This window comes from Micromonospora sp. NPDC047465 (genome assembly GCF_040643125.1).
Taxonomy (GTDB): domain Bacteria; phylum Actinomycetota; class Actinomycetes; order Mycobacteriales; family Micromonosporaceae; genus Micromonospora.
Genome location: NZ_JBEYTP010000009.1, coordinates 42,822 through 61,414, shown reverse-complemented (window position 1 = coordinate 61,414; position 18,593 = coordinate 42,822). Strand labels below are relative to the sequence as shown.

Below are 18,593 nucleotides of genomic sequence, written 5' to 3'. Positions count from 1 at the left end.
CCGCCGTCACAGCGGCTCGGGCCGGGCGGGGCGCTCGGTGCCGCGCAGCCAGTCGTCGAAGAGGTCGTCGAGCTTCTTGCCCGAGACCCGCTCGGCCAGCGCGACGAACTCGGCCGTGGTGGCGTTGGCGTCCCGCTTCTGCGCCGCCCACGTCCGCAGGATCTCGAAGAACGCCTTGTCGCCGACAGCCACCCGCAGCGCGTGCACGGTCATCCCGCCGCGCTGGTAGACCGACTCGCTGAACAGGTTCGCCACCCCCGGATCGCCGGGCGGCGTCCGCCATACCTGGCCGGACGAGCCGGCGTACCGGTCGTCGAACGCCTGCTGGGCGGTGCGCCCGCCGTCGTGCTCGGCCCAGAGCCACTCGGCGTACGTGGCGAGCCCCTCGTTGAGCCAGATGTCCTGCCACCTCGCCAGCGACACGCTGTTGCCGAACCACTGGTGGGCCAGCTCGTGCGCGACCACCCCGGTGTTCTCGCCGCTGCGGAAGAAGCCCGCCGAGTAGACCGGGCGGCTCTGCGTCTCCAGGGCGTACCGGATCCGGGCGTCGGAGATCACCACGCCGCCGTACGCCCCGAACGGGTACGGCCCGAAGACGCTCTCCAGGTAGTCGGCCACCTCAACCGTGTCGGCGATCGACCGGTCCGCCGCACCCTCCGGCAGGTCGGTGGTGACCGCGTGGAACACCGGCCGTCCCTTGTGCTCGCCCTCCGTGATCCGGAACTTTCCGATCACGACGGTGCTGAGGTAGCTCGCCATCGGGCTGCGCTCGGCCCACTTCCAGGTAATCCAGTCGCCGGCCGTGCTCTTCCCCGCCGGCACGCCGTTGCTGACCGCCGTCAGTCCCTTCGGAACGGTGATCTCGAAGTCGTACGTGGCCTTGTCCGAGGGGTGGTCGTTGACCGGGAACCAGGTGCTCGCCGACTCGGGCTGGCCGAGCGCGATGGCGCCGTCGCCGGTGTGCAGGAAGCCCGCGACGCCGAGGATCTCGTTGCGCAGCGGCTCCGGCTCGCCCTCGTACGTGATCTCGGCGACGAAGCCGTTGCCCGCGATCAGGCCGCTGGCCGGCGTGACCACCAGCTCGTCGTCCTTGCGGCTGTGCTTCGCCGGGGCGCCGTCCACCGTCACCGACCGCACGGTCAGCCCGGCCAGGTCCAGGTTGAACGCCGACAGGTCCTTCGTCGCCGCCGCCTGGAGCGTGGTGGTGCCGGTGAGCCGGTCCTGCTCCGGGTGGTAGCGGACCTTGACCGTGTAGCGGCTGACGTCGTACCCGCCGTTGCCGTAGGTCGGAAAGTACTCGTCGCCGACGCCGGCCGCACCGGGCTTGAACTGGCGGGCCGCGCTCGGCGACGCGTTGTCCGTGGCCAGGGCCGGGGCCGGGGCCGGATCGTCGGCCGACCCGCACCCGGTCAACCCGAGCGCCCCGGTCAGCAGCAGGCCGGTGCCCGCGCGCAGAACCCGCCGCGACAGCGTCATCGCCTCGTCCCTTCCCCTGTGCCGCCGGCTGCCCCGCCGGCGACCCGGTGCCGGACCCGCGCCCGGCCGGTCCGGCGGCAGCCTACCGAGCGGCCCTGAAAGCCGCGTCAGGGCAGGGCGGGGGCGGAGGCGCCGACGAGCCAGGCGTCGAAGAGCTGGCGCAGGGACTTCCCGGAGACCCGTTCGGCCAGGGCGACCAGGTCCTCGGTGGTGGCGTTGCCGCCCCGCCGCTCGGCCGTCCAGGTGTGCAGGATGCGGAAGAACGCGTCGTCGCCGACCGTGCGGCGCAGCGCGTGCACGGTGAGCGCCCCGCGCTTGTAGACGGCCGTGCCGAACAGCCCCGACCGTCCGGGGTCGACGACCGGGCGGGACCAGTCGGTGGCGGCGTACTCCCTTTCGAAGGTGCGCTGCGCGGTGCGACCGCCGTCGTGCTCCTCCCACAGCCACTCCGCGTAGCTGGCGAAGCCCTCGTTGAGCCAGATGTCGCCCCACCGGGTCAGCGTCACGCTGTTGCCGAACCACTGGTGGGCCAGCTCGTGTGCGACCACCCCGGGGTTGGGGCGGCCGTTGCGGAAGAAGCCGGGCCCGTAGACCGGCCGGGACTGGGTCTCGAGCGCGTAGCCGACCCGGTCGTCGGTGACCACGACCCCGCCGTAGGCGTCGAACGGGTACGGCCCGAACCGGCTGGCCAGGAAGTCGGCGATCTCGCCGGTGCGGGCGAGCGAGGCGGCCTCCGGGCCGGTGGCCGGCAGGCGCGCCGGCACGGCGGTGACCATCGGCTTGCCGGCGTGCGTGCCGGTCTCCACCCGGTAGGCGCCGATCACGAGGGTGGTGAGGTAGCTGGCCATCGGTGCCCGCTCGGCCCACCGCCAGGTGGTCCAGCCGTCGGCGCTCGTCCTCTCCCCCGGCACCCCGTTGCTCAGCGCGGCCAGCCCATCCGGAACGGTCACCTCGATGTCGTACGTGGCCTTGTCCGACGGGTGGTCGTTGACCGGGAACCAGGTGGCCGCCGACCAGGGCTGCCCGAGCGCGATCGCGCCGTCGGCGGTGTGCAGGAACCCGCCGCTGCCGAGCTGCCCGTCGGCCTTCGCGGTCGGCACGCCCGAGTAGTCCACCTCGACCGCGAACTGCCGTCCCCGCGGCAGCCCGTGGCGCGGGGTGACCACCAGCTCGTCGCCGTCCCGCCGGTGCTCGGCGCGGGCGCCGTCCGTCGTGACCGCGGTGACGTCGAGGCCGGCGAGGTCGAGGGTGAACCGGGACAGCCCGTGCACCGCAGTCGCCACGACCTTCGCCCGCCCGGTCAACCGGTCGGTCGCCGGGTCGTAGCGGACCGTCAGGCGGTAGTGCGAGACGTCGTACCCGCCGTTGCCGGCGCCCGGCACGTACGGGTCGGCGAGGTCGACGTTGCCCGGGCGCAGACCGTCGCGCCCGCCCCGCCGGTCGGGGGCGTCGGTGGTGCAGGCGACCAGCAGCGCGAGCGCCGCCGCCACGGCGACGAGCGTCGGGCGGATCCGGTCACGAGTACGACGCACCGGCCGAGCCTATCGGCGCGACCGGTGCGTGCGGTGCTTCTTGGTGCGGTCAGCGGTCGAGGACCAGGCCGACCTTCTGGAACTCCTTGAGGTCGCGGTAGCCGCACTTGGCCATCGCCCGGCGCAGCCCGCCGAAGAGGTTGAGCTGGCCGTCCGGCTCGTCGGCCGGGCCGAAGAGCAGCTGCTCCATCGACCCCAGCGGCTCGCCGGCCACCTCGAACGCGCCCCGGGGCAGGGACGGGTGGCTGGCGGCGGAGTGCCACCAGGCGCCACCGGCCGGCGCCTCCGCGCAGAGCGACAGCGGCTCGCCGAGCATCACCGCGTCCGCGCCGCAGCCGAGGGCCTTCGCGATGTCGCCCGAGGTCTGGATGTCGCCGTCGGCGATCAGGTGCACGTACCGGCCGCCGGTCTCGTCGAGGTAGTCGCGGCGGGCCGCGGCGGCGTCGGCGATCGCGGTCGCCATCGGCACCCGGATGCCGAGCACGGAGTCCGTGGTCGACCAGTCGTCGCCGCCGATGCCGACGATCACACCGGCCGCGCCGGTGCGCATCAGGTGCAGCGCCGTCTTGTAGTCGGTGCAGCCGCCGACGATGACCGGGAGGTCCAGGTCGGCGATGAACTCCTTGAGGTTCAGCGGCTCCTCGGTGGTGGAGACGTGCTCGGCCGAGACGATGGTGCCCTGGATGACCAGGATGTCGACGCCGGCGTCGAGGATCACCGGGGCCAGCGCCAGGGTGTGCTGCGGGCTGACCCGCACGGCCACCGTCCCGCCGCCGGCGCGCAGCTCACGGACCCGCTCGGCGATCAGGTCGGGGCGGATCGGCTCCGCGTACACCTCCTGGAGCCGCTTGGTGGCGCGGGCGTCCTCGCCGAGCGCGGACAGCTCCTCCAGGACCTTCGTCGGGTTCTCGTAGCGGGTCCACAGGCCCTCGACGTTGAGCACGCCGAGGCCGCCGAGCTGGCCGAGCCGGACGGCGGACGCCGGGCTCATCGTCGCGTCGGAGGGGTGCCCGACGCAGGGGATGCCGAACTGGTACGCGTCGAGCTGCCAGGCGGTGGAGACGTCGTCGACGTCCCGCGTCCGGCGGCTCGGCACGATGGCGATGTCGTCCAGGTGGTAGCCGCGCTGCGCGGTCTTGCCCAGCCCGATCTCGACCACGTCACGCATGGGGGACTCCAGTTGTCACAGGGGGGGGGATGGTCAGCGGGAGTGGTAGTTGGGCGCCTCGACCGTCATCTGGATGTCGTGCGGGTGGCTCTCCTTGAGCCCGGCCGCCGTGATCCGGATGAGCTGACCGCGGCGGTGCAGCTCGGGGATGCTCTCCGCGCCGACGTACCCCATCGCGGCGCGCAGCCCGCCGATGAGCTGGTGGGCGACGGCGGACAGCGGGCCGCGGTAGGGCACCTGGCCCTCGACGCCCTCGGGGACCAGCTTGTCCTCGGCGAGCACGTCCTGCTGGAAGTAGCGGTCCTTCGAGTAGGACTTGGCCTGGCCGCGGGACTGCATCGCGCCGAGCGAGCCCATGCCCCGGTACGCCTTGTACTGCTTGCCGTTGATGAAGATCAGCTCGCCGGGGCTCTCCTCGCAGCCGGCCAGCAGGCTGCCGAGCATCACCGTGTCGGCGCCCGCGACCAGCGCCTTGGCGATGTCGCCCGAGTACTGGATGCCGCCGTCGCCGATCACGGGGACGCCGGCCGGCCGCGCGGCGCGGGCCGCCTCCATGATCGCGGTGATCTGCGGTACGCCGACCCCGGCGACGATCCGGGTGGTGCAGATGGCACCCGGGCCGACCCCGACCTTCACGCCGTCGGCGCCCGCGTCGACCAGCGCCTTCGCGCCGGCGTACGTGGCCACGTTGCCGCCGACGATGTCGATCGTGACGTCCTTCTTGAGCTGGCGGACCATGTCCAGCACCGCCCGCTGGTGGCCGTGCGCGGTGTCCACGATCAGCACGTCGACGCCCGCGTCGACCAGCGCCCGGGCCCGCTTGTACGCGTCGTCGCCCACCCCGATGGCGGCGGCGACCCGAAGCCGGCCGGCGTCGTCCTTGGTGGCGTTCGGGTACTGCTCGCTCTTGGTGAAGTCCTTGACCGTGATCAGCCCGCGCAGCCGGCCCGACTCGTCGACGATCGGCAGCTTCTCGACCTTGTGCTGGCGCAGCAGGCCCAGGGCGTCGTCCTTGCTCACCCCGACCGGGGCGGTGACCAGCGGGGTGCGGGTCATGATCTCGCGGACGGGGGTGGCCGGGTCGGAGACGAAGCGCATGTCGCGGTTGGTGACGATGCCGACCAGCTGGCCCTCGCCGTCCACCACCGGTACGCCCGAGATGCGGTAGCGCCCGCAGAGCGCGTCGACGTCCCGCAGGGTGTCGTTGGGGCTGGCGGTCACCGGGTTGGTGATCATGCCGGACTCGGAGCGCTTGACCAGGTCGACCTGGAGGGCCTGGTCCTCCAGGGAGAGGTTGCGGTGCAGCACGCCGATGCCGCCCTGGCGGGCCATCGCGATCGCCATCCGCGCCTCGGTCACCGTGTCCATCGCGCTGGAGAGCAGCGGGACGCTCAGGTTGATGTTGCGGGTCAGCTTCGTCACCGTGTTGACCCGGCTGGGCACCACGTCCGACTCGCCCGGCTGGAGCAGCACGTCGTCGAAGGTCAGGCCAAGCGGGACCACCCGGGCCGAGCCGGCGGGCAACTCCGGCAGGTGGCCACCCAGCTCGCCGCTGTCGGCGGCGGTCGGCAGATCGGTGCTGGGCGAAATTTCCACTATTGCTCCCCTGAGCTGCTCGGACGGGCTTCAGCGAGGTGGCGCGGGCGGGCGCCGGCGCACGCCGGGTGACTGCGCGTCGTCCCATCGTACCCACTGACCTGGGCCGCCCTCGGCGGTGGCGGCGCAGGTCACCGAGGGCCCGGGGGCGGACGCGGCCCCCGCGTTGGGTCTACGGTGAGGGGGTGCACGACGAGCCCATCGACCCCTTCAACGGCGACCCGGCCGATCCGGCCGCCGGTCTGCACGATCCGGGCGACGACGCCCCGCTCGACCCGCTGACCGACGTCGAACGGCAGGACGTGCTGGAAGACCTCGCCGACCTGGAGATCTACCAGGCGCTGCTGGCGCCGATCGGGGTGCGCGGGCTGGTCATCGAGTGCGAGGACTGCCGGGAGCCGCACTACTTCGACTGGGACCTGCTCCGGGGCAACCTGCGTCACCTGCTCAGCTCCGGGCGGCCCCGGGTGCACGAGCCGGCCTACGACCCCGACCCGGACCACTACGTCACCTGGGACTACGCCCGGGGCTACGCGGACGGCGTGCACGACACCCTGACCGAGGGTTCGGACGAGGAGCCCGGCACGGAGAGCTGAGGCACGGCCGCCGCCGCGGGGGCACAGGCCGTCGGCCACACCCCGACAGCTCACCGGCCCGGCGTTCCGGGCTCAGCTCACCGGCCCGGCATTCCGGGCTCAGGCCACCAGCCCGCCGATTCCGGGCTCAGGCCACCAGCCCGGCGCGGAAACCGGCGGCCACGGCGTGCGCGCGGTCCCGGGCGCCGAGCTTGCGGAACAGCCGGCGGGCGTGGGTCTTCACCGTGTCCTCCGAGACGAACAGTTCCCGGCCGATCTCGGCGTTGCTCTTGCCCTCCGCCATGCCGAGCAGCACCTGGAGTTCGCGCTCGGTCAGCCCGATCTGGGACCGGCCGCCGCGCGCGCCGGACGCGCCCCGCTGCCCGGCGGGCACCGCCTCCGTCGGCTCACCGGCCGGGTCGGCCGGCTCGGCGGGGTCGTCGCCGCGTTGCGCCGGCACCACGGTCGGCGCGCCGCCCGCGCCGTCGGCGGACGGGGTCGACCAGGCGGGGCCCGGGTCGACCGGCGGTCGGCCGGCCGGGGTGGCGCGGGGCCCGCCGACCGCCGCGGTGTCCCGCGCCGGGTCGGCGATCCGGCTCCGGGTCGCCCGGCCGGGGGCGACGAGCAGCAGCAGGGCCTTGGCGACCGCGCTGGTCAGGTCGTGGTCCGCGCCCTGGATCAGGCCCCGGGCGCCGGCGCTGATGGTGGCGGCGGCCGCCTCCGACTCCTCGGTGCCGAGCAGCAGCACGGAGGCCTGCGGCGCGCGGGCGAGCACCCGGCGCACGAAGCCCGCGCTGTCCGGCCGGGTGAGGGCCGTGTCCGCCAGCACCACGTCGGCCGGACGCTCGGCCAGACGCAACATCACCTCGGGATCGGAGACGGCGGTCCGCACGACGGCGGACAGCCCGAGCCGGGCCGCCGCGGACGTCAGATGCTGCGCCGCAAGCGGTGTCCGAACGCACACGAGAACCGTACGCACAGTGGTCTCCTCTCCGCCCACGAGCAGACCATGACCGAGTCCGGTCGCGAGGAGGTTCCCGGCAATCCTCCGAACTTTTCCGACAAGTAGGGCATATGCCGCTAGTTGTCCAAGGTTTTCGATCACAGAAGTGTGAGCCGGGGAAGGTTCGGGTAGGGAGCATCCAGGCCGGAAACGGCGCGCCTGCGCGGACCGCCGCCCGGACGCCGGTTCACATGGATCTCCGCGGTGCCGCGCGGGAGGAGGGGTGCTGATGTCGAACGTACGTAGACTGCCCGGACCCATCGTCGATCTCTGGGACTGGCAGCGGCTCGGCGCCTGCCGGGGCCGGGACAGCGCACAGTTCTTCCACCCCGACGGCGAGCGCGGCTCGTCGCGCCTGCGCCGCGAGTCCGGCGCCAAGGCCGTCTGCCGCACCTGCCCCGTCCGGGCCGAGTGCGCCGCGCACGCCCTCTCCGTGCGGGAGCCGTACGGCGTGTGGGGCGGCTTCAGCGAGTCCGAGCGGCTGCGACTGCTCGCCGTCGGCTGGGAGGACCTGGCCGACCGCCGCCAGACCCGGGTCGACATCGCCCGCCTGGAGGCCCGCCTGGGCCGGCCGCACAAGTCGACCGTCCCGGCCCAGCGCAAGATCGCCTGAGCCCGGCCACCCGAGGACCACACCGACGCCGCGCCCCCGCCCGGGGCGCGGCGTCGCGCCGTCCCAGGTCCACCGCGGCGTGCCGCCGGCGAAAAGGCGTCGGGGCGCACCGTCACGCGGACGGTGCGCCCCGACGAGGCGTACGGCGAGGGTCAGAAGCCCGGGCCGTGCTGGTGGCCGTGACCGTGGCCGTGGCCGTGCCCACCGGCGGCGGCCGGCTCGGCCTTCTCCGGCTTCTCCACCACGAGGCTCTCCGTGGTGAGCAGCAGCCCGGCGATCGACGCGGCGTTGCTGACCGCGTTGCGGGTCACCTTCACCGGGTCGAGGATGCCGGACTTCGCCAGGTCGACGTACTCGCCGCTGGCGGCGTCGAGGCCGTGGCCCCACTCCTTGCCGACGACCTTCTGCACCACGACGTAGCCGTCGTGGCCGGCGTTCTGGGCGATCCAGCGCAGCGGCTCGACCAGCGCCTTGCGCACGATCGAGACGCCGACCTTCTCGTCACCGGTGAAGCCGAGGTCGTCGTCCAGCGCCGGCAGGATCTGCGCCAGGGCGGCGCCGCCGCCCGGGACGGTACCCTCCTCGACCGCGGCCTTGGTCGCGGCGATCGCGTCCTCGATGCGGTGCTTGCGCTCCTTCATCTCGACCTCGGTCGCGGCACCGACCTTGATGACCGCGATGCCGCCGGACAGCTTGGCCAGCCGCTCGGCGAGCTTCTCCCGGTCCCAGTCGGAGTCGGAGGCCTCGATCTCCTTGCGGATCTGGGCCACCCGGTCCGCGACCTCGCTCGCCTGGCCGCCGCCGTCGACGATCGTGGTGTTCTCCTTGTCGACCACCACGCGCCGGGCGCTGCCGAGCACCTCCAGGCCCACCTGGTCGAGCTTGTAGCCCAGTTCCGGGGCGACCAGCTCGGCGCCGGTGAGGATCGCCATGTCCTGAAGCATCGCCTTGCGGCGGTCGCCGAAGCCCGGGGCCTTGACCGCGCAGACCTTGAGGGTCTTGCGGATCGAGTTGACCACCAGGGTGGACAGCGCCTGGCCCTCGACGTCCTCGGCGATGATCAGCAGCGGCTTGCTGTTCTGGAGGACCTTCTCCAGCAGCGGCAGCAGCTCCTCGATCGCCGAGATCTTCTGGGTGGTGATCAGGATGTACGGGTCCTCCAGGACCGACTCCTGCCCCTCCACGTCGGTGACGAAGTTCGGCGAGATGAAGCCCTTGTCGAACTGGAGGCCCTCGGTGACGTCCAGCTCGGTGGTGAGCGCGGAGCCCTCCTCGACGGTGATGACACCGTCGCGGCCGACCCTCTCCATCGCCTCGGCGATCAGCTCGCCGATGGTGGCGTCCTGCGCGGAGATGGTCGCGACGTGCGCGATCGACTTCTTGTCGGCGACCTCGACCGCGCGGCCGAGCAGCGCCTCGGAGACCTTGGCGGCCGCCGCGTCGATGCCCCGCTTGAGGCCGGTCGGGTTGGCTCCGGCCGCCACGTTGCGCAGGCCCTCGCGGACCATCGCCTGGGCCAGCACGGTGGCGGTGGTGGTCCCGTCGCCGGCGACGTCGTTGGTCTTGGTCGCCACCTCCTTGACCAGCTGCGCGCCGAGGTTCTCGTACGGGTTGGTGAGCTCGATCTCCTTGGCGATGGTCACGCCGTCGTTGGTGATCGTGGGCGCACCGAATTTCTTGTCCAGGACGACGTTGCGCCCGCGCGGGCCGAGGGTCACCTTGACCGCGTCCGCGAGGGCGTTGACACCGTGCTCGAGCAGGTGCCGGGCGTCGTCCGAGAAGCTCAGGATCTTCGCCATGAATGTCCCTTCGAAGCGACGTTGCCCCGGCCCGGCGAGCCGGACCGGGGCAACGACACTGATCGGTTGCTTACTTCTCGATGACCGCGAGGACGTCGCGGGCGGAGAGCACCAGGTACTCCTCGCCGGCGTACTTGACCTCGGTGCCGCCGTACTTCGAGTAGATGACGGTGTCGCCGACCTTGACGTCAACCGGGATCCGGTTGCCCTTGTCGTCGACGCGGCCCGGGCCGACAGCGAGGACGGTGCCCTCCTGCGGCTTCTCCTTGGCGGTGTCGGGGATCACGATGCCCGACGCCGTGGTGGTCTCAGCCTCGTTCGCCTGGACCAGGATCCGGTCCTCGAGCGGCTTGATCGCAACCTTGGTCGCGGTAGTCACGGGCATACCCTCCTGGGGTACTGGTTTCGTTACCGGCCGGCGAGCCGACCAGCGTCAATCTGCCACATGCCACCGGGCGGGGCCGTCGTCGCGGGTGCCGGTCCGCCTGGCGTTCAGCGCCCAGGCCTGACGGCCCGGAAGCTGGCACCCTCGGGGTGAGAGTGCTAATCGCAGGTTATTCCTCGGCTAGCACTCCGTCAAGGAGAGTGCCAACCCGCCGGCCGGCGCGTCGGGCCGGGCGGCCAGAATGACCGCGTGGACCTCGACCAGCTCGCCGCCCTGCGTACGCCCGAGGGGTCGGCCGCGCTCGACGCGGCCGCGCGGGTGGCCGGCGGCGACCCGCTGGCCGCGGCGGCCGCGCTCCGTTCCGCCGGGATGCCGCCCGCGCTGGCGGCGGCCGCGCTCACCCAGGCCGAGCTGCGCCGCCGGGCGGTCGGCAAGTTCGGGCCGGCGGCGGCGGGGATGTTCCTGACCCGGGCCGGGCTGGAGCAGGCCACCCGCGGCGCCGTCGCGGCGCGGCGCGCGCGCCGGCTGCGCGCCGCCGGCGTACGCACCCTGGCCGACCTCGGGTGCGGCCTCGGCGCGGACGCGCTCGCCGCCGCGCGGGCCGGCATCCGCGTGTACGGGGTGGAGGCCGACCCGGTGACCGCCGCGATGGCCGCCGCCAACGCGGAGGCGGCCGGGCTGGCCGAGCTGTTCACGGTGGAGTGCGGCGACGCCACGGCGTTCGACGTCAGCCGGGTCGACGGGGTGTTCTGCGACCCGGCGCGGCGGAAGGCGGGCACCGGGCGACGGGTCTTCGACCCGAACGCCTACTCCCCGCCCTGGGACTTCGTCGTCGGCCTGGCCGCGCGGGTGCCGTACACGGTGGTGAAGGTGGCGCCCGGGATCGACCACGCGCTGATCCCCGCGGGCGCCGAGGCGGAGTGGGTGAGCGCGGACGGCGACCTGGTCGAGGCGGCGCTGTGGTGCGGCCGGCTCGCCGAGGTCCCCCGCCGGGCCACCCTGCTGCGCGGTGCCGCCGCGCACGCGCTGACCGGCTCCGGCGACGCCGAGGCGCCGGTCGGGCCGGTCCGCCGCTTCCTGTACGACCCGGACCCGGCGGTGGTCCGCGCGCACCTGGTCGCGGAGCTGGCCGGCGCCCTCGACGCGACGCTGGCCGACCCGAGCATCGCCTACCTCTACGCGGACGCCCCGGCGGCGACCCCGTTCGGCCGCTGCCTGGAGGTCACCGACGTGCTGCCGTTCTCGCTCAAGCGGCTGCGGGCGCTGCTGCGGGACCGCCGGGTCGGGCGGGTGGAGATCCTCAAGCGCGGCTCCGCGCTGGAGCCGGAGAAGTTGCGGCGGGACCTGCGGCTGGCCGGCGACGAGGCGGCCAGCCTGGTGCTGACCCGGGTCGCCGGGGCGCCGACGGCGCTGGTCTGCCGGCCGGTCGGGTAGCCGGCCTTATCGGCTCGCGGGTCACCCGGAGCCGGGTTAGCTTGACGGTCATGGCGGGACAGGGCACTCCGGCGACCGCGCTGCTGACGAAGCGGAAGATCGCCCACAGCACGCATCCGTACGACGTCTCCCCCGACGCGCCGAACTACGGCGCGCTGGTCGCGGCGGCGCTGGGGGTGCCGCCGGAGCGGGTGTTCAAGTCGCTGGTCGCCGAGGTCGACGGCGCGCTGACCGTGGCGGTCGTGCCGGTCACCGGCGAGCTGGACCTCAAGGCGCTCGCCGCGGCGGTCGGCGGCAAGCGGGCCGCCATGGCCGATCGGGCGGTGGCCGAACGGGCCACCGGCTACGTGCGCGGCGGGATCAGCCCGCTCGGTCAGCGCCGGCGGCTGCCCACGGTGCTCGACTCGTCGGCGCTCGACCATCCCACCGTCTACGTCTCGGCGGGCCGGCGCGGCCTGCAGCTCCAGCTCGCCCCGCAGGACCTGGTCGCCCTCACCGGGGCGGCCACGGCCCCGCTGTCCGCCCGCTGAGCTGCGCCGCTCCCCGAGCCGGCGGGAGAGCGCTCCCGCGCGGGGCGACGGCCGGGCGATAGAGACGTTGCTGAATTGTTACTGCCGACAACAAACTTGCCACCTCGGCACTCTTGTGCCCGCAGTGTGACGCGGAATACGTTGCCGGGCACAACAAACCAGCATCATCCCCCACCCCCGAAAGGACCCTGCACATGCGCAAGGGCTTCCTCACCCTCGCCGCCGTGGGCCTGCTCGCCACCGGCGGCGTGACCGCCTGCGGCGACGAGACCGGCGGCGGCGACCAGGCCGGCGGCACCCGGGCCCCGAAGATCGGCGTGATCCTCCCGGACAGCAAGTCCTCCGCCCGCTGGGAGGGCGCGGACCGCAAGTTCCTGGAGGAGGCGTTCAAGGCGGCCGGTGTCCAGTACGACATCCAGAACGCCCAGGGCGACAAGTCCCAGTTCTCCACGATCGCCGACCAGATGATCACCAACGGGGCGACCGCGCTGATGATCGTCAACCTGGACTCGGGCACCGGAAAGGCGGTGCTGGAGCGGGCCAAGTCCCAGGGCGTGGCGACCATCGACTACGACCGGCTCACCCTCGGCGGCGGCGCCGAGTACTACGTCAGCTTCGACAACGAGGCCGTCGGCAAGCTCCAGGGTGAGGGCCTGAGCAAGTGCCTGACCGACAAGGGCGCGAAGAACCCGGTCGTGGCGTACCTCAACGGCTCCCCGACCGACAACAACGCCACCCTGTTCAAGAACGGGTACGACTCGGTGCTCAAGCCGAAGTTCGACTCGAAGGAGTACACCAAGGGCCCGGACCAGGCGGTTCCGGACTGGGACAACGCGCAGGCCGGCGTGATCTTCGAGCAGATGCTCACCTCGACCCAGGGCAGGATCGACGGCGTCCTCGCCGCCAACGACGGCCTCGGCAACGCGGCCATCTCGGTGCTCAAGAAGAACAAGCTCAACGGCAAGGTGCCGGTGACCGGCCAGGACGCGACCCCGCAGGGCCTGCAGAACATCCTCGCCGGCGACCAGTGCATGACCGTCTACAAGGCGATCCGCGAAGAGGCCAAGGCCGCCTCCGACCTGGCCATCGCGCTGGCCATGGGCGAGCGGAAGGAGACCGGTCAGACCGTCAAGGACCCGGAGAGCGGCAAGGACGTCGCCGCCGTGCTGCTCACCCCGAAGGCGATCTACAAGGAGAACGTCAAGGACGTCATCGCCGACGGCTTCGTGACCAAGGACGAGGTCTGCGCCAGGGCGTACGCCAAGCTCTGCGCCGACGCCGGCATCAGCTGACCCCCGTACCCGCTCCAGGCGGCGCCGCCCGGCACGGACCTCCCCGTGCCGGGCGGCGCGCACGCCGGACGGGATCCGACCTCCCCCGCCGCCCGAAGGAGACCCCCGTGTCCGCAATCCCCCTGCTGGAGCTACGCGGGATCGACAAGAGCTTCGGTCCCGTCCAGGTCCTGCGCCACGTCGCCTTCTCCGCCCACGCGGGCGAGGTGACCGCGCTGGTCGGCGACAACGGTGCCGGCAAGTCGACCCTGGTCAAGTGCATCAGCGGCATCCATCCCACCGACGCCGGCGAGTTCCTCTTCGACGGCCGCCCGGTGACCATCAACAGCCCGCGCGACTCGGCCTCGCTCGGCATCGAGGTCGTCTACCAGGACCTCGCGCTCTGCGACAACCTCGACATCGTGCAGAACATGTTCCTCGGCCGGGAGAAGCGCAGTGGCATCGTGCTCGACGAGCCGACCATGGAGCAGATGGCCGCCGAGACCCTGGCCGGGCTGAGCGTGCGGACCGTCAAGTCGCTCCGGCAGCACGTCTCCAGCCTCTCCGGCGGCCAGCGCCAGACCGTGGCGATCGCCAAGGCGGTGCTGTGGAACAGCAGGCTGGTCATCCTGGACGAGCCGACCGCCGCGCTCGGCGTCGCGCAGACCGCGCAGGTGCTCGAACTGGTGCGCCGGCTCGCCGACAACGGACTGGCCGTGGTGCTCATCTCGCACAACATGAACGACGTCTTCGCCGTCTCCGACCGGATCGCCGCGCTCTACCTCGGCCAGATGGTCGCCCAGGTGAGGACCACCGACATCACCCACGCCCAGGTGGTCGAGCTGATCACCGCCGGCCGGTCCGGCGCGGTCGGCCTCGGCGGGGGCAACGGGCAGACCGACAACGGCGGGCAGCCCGTCGCCAGCAACCCGGAGGCCCTCCGATGACCACCACCGCAGTACGCAAGGAAGGGCCGGCGGCCGTCGCCCCGGCGCCCACCGTCGGCGGCCACGTCCGCAACTACCTGGCCCGCGTACGCGGGGGCGACCTCGGCTCGCTGCCGGCCGTCATCGGCCTGGTCGTCCTCTGCACGGTGTTCGCGATCGTCCGCCCGGTCTTCTTCTCCGCGGCGAACTTCGCCAACCTGTTCACGCAGGGCGCGGCGGTCACCGCGATCGCGATGGGCCTGATCTTCGTCCTGTTGCTCGGCGAGATCGACCTCTCCGCCGGCTTCGCCAGCGGCGTCTGCGCGACGATCCTCGCCAACGTGGCGACGGTGCTGGGCCATCCCTGGTACGTCGCGGTGGCCGCCGCGCTCGCGACCGGCATGGTCATCGGCCTCACCCTCGGCATCCTGGTCGCCAAGGTGGGGATCCCGTCCTTCGTGGTCACGCTCGCCGGCTTCCTGGCGTTCCAGGGCGTGGTGCTCCTCCTCATGGAGGAGGGCAGCAACATCACCATCCGCGACGAGACGATCATCGCGATCGAGAACCGCTGGGTGCCGCCGCTGATCGGGTGGGTGCTCTTCGCCGTCGCGGTCGCCGGCTACGCCGCCGCGCAACTGCTGCGGCACCGCAACCGCGTCGCCCGTGGCCTGGTCGCCGAACCGCTCGCCGTGGTGTCCGCCCGGATCGCGGCGCTCGCGGTCGTCCTCGGCCTCGCGGTGTACGTGCTCAACCAGGAGCGCAGCATCAACCCGCTGATCAGCTCCAACCGGGGCATGCCGATCGTGGTGCCGATCCTCGCCGTGCTCCTGGTCGGCTGGACGTTCGTGCTGACCCGCACCGCGTACGGCCGGCACCTGTACGCCGTCGGCGGCAACCGGGAGGCCGCCCGTCGGGCCGGCATCAACGTGGACCGGATCCGGATCTCCGCGTTCGTGATCTGCTCGACCATGGCGGCCGTGGGCGGCATCATCGCCGCCAGCCGTGACAGGTCGGTGGACCCGAACACCGGTGGCAGTAATGTGCTGCTGTACGCGGTCGGGGCGGCGGTCATCGGCGGCACCAGCCTCTTCGGCGGCAAGGGGCGGATGATCAACGCCGTGCTCGGGGGCGCGGTGGTGGCGGTCATCATCAACGGCATGGGCCTGCTCAACCTCAGCTCGGGCCTGAAGTACGTGTTCACCGGGCTGGTGCTGCTGCTCGCCGCGGGCGTCGACGCACTGTCGCGTCGCCGCTCCACGGCCACCGGCACCCGCTGACCACCGCACCACGGAAGTGACGACAGCAATGCGCGCAGGACCGAGCCAGGACGAGATCCGCCGGCAGAACCTGGGCGCGTTGCTGCGGTACGTGCACATCCACGGGGCGACCACCCGTGCGGAACTGACCAGCGCGCTGGGGCTCAACCGCAGCACCATCGGCGCGCTGACCGCCGACCTGGCCGGCGCCGGGCTGGTCAGCGAGGGGACGCCGAAGGAGACCGGCCGGGCCGGACGGCCGTCGCTGGTCGTCCGGCCCGAGTCGGAGCGGGTGCACGCGTACGCGTACAGCATCGAGGTGGACCGGCTGCGGGCGGCGCGCGTCGGCCTCGGCGGCGCGGTGCTCGACCGCCGGGAGCAGGAACGCCCCCGGGGGCTGACCGCCGCGGAGGCCGCGCCGCTGCTGGCCGGGGCGGTCAAGGAGATGCAGCAGACCGTGCCGGCCGACGCGGTCTGCGTCGGCGCGGGCGTCGCGGTCTGCGGCATGGTCCGCCGCGACGACGGGCTGGTCCGGCTGGGACCGACCACCGGCTGGGTGGACGAGCCGCTCGGCGCGGCGCTCGCCGCCGAACTGGGCTGCGAGGTCCCGGTCACGGTCGGCAACGTGGCCGACGTGGCGGCGTTCGCCGAGCACGCGCGCGGCACGGCGGCCGGCTGCGACAACGTCATCTACCTGTACGGGGACGTGGGCGTGGGCGCCGGCATCATCGCCGGCGGCCGCCGGCTCACCGGGCACGGCGGCTACGGCGGCGAGGTCGGGCACATGGTGGTCGTCCCCGACGGCGCGCCCTGCGAATGCGGCTCCCGCGGCTGCTGGGAGACCCAGATCGGCGAGCACGCGCTGCTGCGCGCCGCCGGCCGCAGCGACGCGCGGGGCCGAGACGCGCTGCTGGCCGTCTTCGAGGCCGCCGACCGCGGCGACGCCCGGGCGCAGACCGCCGTCCGCCAGGCCGGCGACTGGCTCGGCTTCGGGGTGGCCAACCTGGTGAACATCTTCAACCCGGAGATGGTCATCTTCGGCGGCACGATGCGGGACCTCTACCTCGCCGCCGCCGCCCAGGTACGCAGCCGGCTCAACTCGATCGCCCTGCCGGCCTGCCTGGAGCACGTCCGGCTACGCACCCCGAAGCTGGGCGACGACGCGGCGCTGATCGGCGCCGCCGAGCTGGCCTTCGAGCGGCTGCTCGCCGACCCGCTCGACGTCGGCTGAGGACGACGGGCGGCCGTGCGGCGGCCGACGTGCGGGCGAAGAAAGCCGCCGAGGACGACGTGACCGGCCGCGACCTCGTTCCCGCGCAGGCGTGCTCCGCCGCGCCTGACCCGCCCGCCGGGCCGCACGGTCGGCGCCGGGCCGTACCGGGCAGGCGGGTTCCGCGGCGGGGCGGGCGACGTCGCGGGCTACTCGTTCGGCTCCGGTCCCAGCAGCCGGATCTCCTCGATGTCGAGGACGGCCTGCACGTCCCGGAGCACGATGTCGTCGATCTGGTTCGTGTCCCGCAACCTGGTGATCTCGCGGCGCTTGTGTTCCAGTACGGCGAGCCGCAGCCGCCGGTCGAGGTCCCGGGCCTGCTCCGCCGACCGGCCCCGGTCGGCGGAGCGGACGTCGTCGAGGTGCTGCTCGTAGTCGGCCCTGATCCGGTCGACCGCGTCCGGCCCGGCGCCGAGCCGGTCGGCGACCTCGGGCAGCGCCGCCAGGGCGGCCTCGGTGGCCCGCGTCCGGGCCAGGCGCAGTTCGTCGACGCGCCGGGTGTCGCCGACCAGGCCCGCCCACCCGACGACGGCCGGCAGCGTGGTGCCCTGGATCAGCATCGTCATCAGGATGACGACGGCGGTCGTGAAGATGATCAGGTCACGCCCGTGGACGGGCGTGCCGGTGGGGGTCGTCACCGGCACCGCGAGGGCCGCCGCGAGGGACACCGCGCCCCGGAACCCCGCCCACCCGGCCGCCGTACGCACCCGCCAGTCGACCTGCTCGCCCTGCAGCGACGGGCGGCGGTTGGCGGCCCGGAAGCCGAACGCCGCCAGGTGGATCCAGAGCATCCGCGTCGCCACGACGACGCAGGTCACCGCGACCGCGATGGCCAGCGCCCGCGCCGTCGACAGGCTGGTGAGGCCGCGCAGCGCGCGCGGGATCTGCATCCCGAGGAGCACGAAGAGCCCCCCGTTGATCAGGAACGTGGCGAGGTCCCAGAAGGCGTACGCCAGCACCCGGGACCGGGCCCGGACGACCCGGGGAGCCGCGTAGGAGAGCACGAGGCCCGCGACCACCACGGCCAGCACCCCGCTGGCGTGGACGAGTTCGGCGAGGAGGAACGCGACGAACGGCGTGAGGACGCTCAGCGCGCCCTCGCGCAGCGGATCGTCGAGGCGTCGCCGGACCACGATCACCGCCCAGCCGACCAGCAGGCCGGCGACGATGCCCCCGGCCGACGCGCCGACGAACCGCTCGGCCAGCCCGAGCGCGCTCGGTTCGGTGCCCCCGACGATCAGGCCCACCGCGACGGTGAAGAGCACCAGCGCGGTGCCGTCGTTGATCAGGCTCTCCGCGTGCAGGGTGGTGAGGATCCGGCGCGGCATCCGTTTGGCCAGGCCGGAGACCGCCGCAGCGTCGGTCGGCGCGAGCACCGCGCCGAGCACCCAGGCCGCGGCCGGGTCGATGCCGAGCCGCTGCGCGACGAGCGACACGGCGACCATCGTCGCCACCACCAGCCCCACCGCCAGCAGCGTGATCGCCAGCAGGTTGGTGCGGATCTCGCGCAGGCTGGTGGTGATGCTCTCCCGGTAGAGGATCGCCGGCAGGAACAGCAGCAGCACCACCTCGGGCTCCAGCACCACGTGCGACAGCGGCGGCAGGAGCGCCAACAGCGCGCCCATCGTGATGAGCAGGACCGGGGGCGCCACGCTGTACCGCCCGCCGAGGGTGGTGCCGACCAGCACCGTGACGCCCAGCACCACGATGAGTTCGAGACCGCCCACGTCGCTCCCCCGTCACCCGCCGGCCGCGCCGC

General features: G+C 73.2%; 16 protein-coding genes. 8 read left to right on the top strand and 8 right to left on the bottom strand.

The genetic code is table 11. The features are described from left to right. Positions 1 to 6: 6 nt before the first annotated feature. The 4 genes from ABZ793_RS11260 to guaB all read right to left on the bottom strand — a co-directional run bounded on the left by ABZ793_RS11260 (position 7) and on the right by guaB (position 5,772). The gene (locus ABZ793_RS11260; protein ID WP_357455396.1) at positions 7 to 1,476 is read right to left on the bottom strand and encodes a M1 family metallopeptidase; all 1,470 of its coding nucleotides are present in this window, start codon (positions 1,474 to 1,476) and stop codon (positions 7 to 9) included. Positions 1,477 to 1,583: 107 nt separating this feature from the next. Next, complete coding sequence (locus tag ABZ793_RS11255; protein WP_357455393.1) at positions 1,584 to 3,008, bottom strand: M1 family metallopeptidase; 1,425 nt, start codon at positions 3,006 to 3,008, stop codon at positions 1,584 to 1,586. A 49-nt stretch (positions 3,009 to 3,057) separates the two neighbouring features. Further along, positions 3,058 to 4,176, bottom strand: a complete 1,119-nt coding sequence (locus tag ABZ793_RS11250; protein WP_350704039.1) for a GuaB3 family IMP dehydrogenase-related protein — start codon at positions 4,174 to 4,176, stop codon at positions 3,058 to 3,060. Positions 4,177 to 4,209: 33 nt separating this feature from the next. Further along, on the bottom strand, positions 4,210 to 5,772 hold the full coding sequence (gene guaB / locus ABZ793_RS11245; protein ID WP_357455389.1) for an IMP dehydrogenase: 1,563 nt from the start codon (positions 5,770 to 5,772) through the stop codon (positions 4,210 to 4,212). A 185-nt stretch (positions 5,773 to 5,957) separates the two neighbouring features. Between guaB and ABZ793_RS11240 the strand changes: the two genes are divergently transcribed. Continuing rightward, positions 5,958 to 6,368 carry a DUF5319 domain-containing protein gene (locus tag ABZ793_RS11240; RefSeq protein ID WP_357455387.1) on the top strand — a complete coding sequence of 137 codons (411 nt, stop codon included), beginning with the start codon at positions 5,958 to 5,960 and terminating at the stop codon, positions 6,366 to 6,368. Between the two features lie 127 nt (positions 6,369 to 6,495). Here ABZ793_RS11240 and ABZ793_RS11235 read toward each other — a convergent pair whose 3' ends face one another. Further along, positions 6,496 to 7,326: a LuxR family transcriptional regulator gene (locus tag ABZ793_RS11235; protein ID WP_357455385.1), complete on the bottom strand. Its 831-nt coding sequence runs from the start codon at positions 7,324 to 7,326 to the stop codon at positions 6,496 to 6,498. Positions 7,327 to 7,579: 253 nt separating this feature from the next. Here ABZ793_RS11235 and ABZ793_RS11230 point away from each other — a divergent pair, with 253 nt between their 5' ends. After that, positions 7,580 to 7,963, top strand: coding sequence for a WhiB family transcriptional regulator (locus ABZ793_RS11230; RefSeq protein ID WP_350679881.1), 384 nt, complete (start codon positions 7,580 to 7,582; stop codon positions 7,961 to 7,963). Between the two features lie 152 nt (positions 7,964 to 8,115). Here the strand turns inward: ABZ793_RS11230 and groL are convergent, their stop codons facing one another. Both groL and groES read right to left on the bottom strand, forming a co-directional pair. Continuing rightward, positions 8,116 to 9,762: a chaperonin GroEL gene (gene groL / locus ABZ793_RS11225; RefSeq protein ID WP_350704048.1), complete on the bottom strand. Its 1,647-nt coding sequence runs from the start codon at positions 9,760 to 9,762 to the stop codon at positions 8,116 to 8,118. A gap of 70 nt (positions 9,763 to 9,832) precedes the next feature. Next, entirely contained in the window at positions 9,833 to 10,147 is a 315-nt protein-coding gene (groES, locus tag ABZ793_RS11220) for a co-chaperone GroES (RefSeq protein WP_089012574.1), read from the bottom strand. A 249-nt stretch (positions 10,148 to 10,396) separates the two neighbouring features. Between groES and ABZ793_RS11215 the strand changes: the two genes are divergently transcribed. The 6 genes from ABZ793_RS11215 (at position 10,397) to ABZ793_RS11190 (ending at position 16,795) form a co-directional block, all read left to right on the top strand. Then, positions 10,397 to 11,581: a methyltransferase domain-containing protein gene (locus ABZ793_RS11215; protein ID WP_357455381.1), complete on the top strand. Its 1,185-nt coding sequence runs from the start codon at positions 10,397 to 10,399 to the stop codon at positions 11,579 to 11,581. 50 nt (positions 11,582 to 11,631) lie between these two features. Next, the gene (gene ybaK / locus ABZ793_RS11210) at positions 11,632 to 12,111 is read left to right on the top strand and encodes a Cys-tRNA(Pro) deacylase (RefSeq protein ID WP_357455378.1); all 480 of its coding nucleotides are present in this window, start codon (positions 11,632 to 11,634) and stop codon (positions 12,109 to 12,111) included. 194 nt (positions 12,112 to 12,305) lie between these two features. Continuing rightward, positions 12,306 to 13,403, top strand: coding sequence for a substrate-binding domain-containing protein (locus ABZ793_RS11205; RefSeq protein ID WP_357455375.1), 1,098 nt, complete (start codon positions 12,306 to 12,308; stop codon positions 13,401 to 13,403). 107 nt (positions 13,404 to 13,510) lie between these two features. Then, entirely contained in the window at positions 13,511 to 14,329 is an 819-nt protein-coding gene (locus ABZ793_RS11200; protein WP_357455372.1) for an ATP-binding cassette domain-containing protein, read from the top strand. Then, positions 14,326 to 15,585: an ABC transporter permease gene (locus tag ABZ793_RS11195; protein WP_357455369.1), complete on the top strand. Its 1,260-nt coding sequence runs from the start codon at positions 14,326 to 14,328 to the stop codon at positions 15,583 to 15,585. Before ABZ793_RS11200 ends, ABZ793_RS11195 begins: the two co-directional genes overlap by 4 nt. 28 nt (positions 15,586 to 15,613) lie before the next feature. Then, positions 15,614 to 16,795, top strand: coding sequence for an ROK family protein (locus tag ABZ793_RS11190; protein WP_357455366.1), 1,182 nt, complete (start codon positions 15,614 to 15,616; stop codon positions 16,793 to 16,795). Positions 16,796 to 16,983: 188 nt separating this feature from the next. Here the strand turns inward: ABZ793_RS11190 and ABZ793_RS11185 are convergent, their stop codons facing one another. Beyond that, the gene (locus ABZ793_RS11185) at positions 16,984 to 18,561 is read right to left on the bottom strand and encodes a Na+/H+ antiporter (RefSeq protein WP_357455364.1); all 1,578 of its coding nucleotides are present in this window, start codon (positions 18,559 to 18,561) and stop codon (positions 16,984 to 16,986) included. Between the last annotated feature and the right edge of the window lie 32 nt (positions 18,562 to 18,593).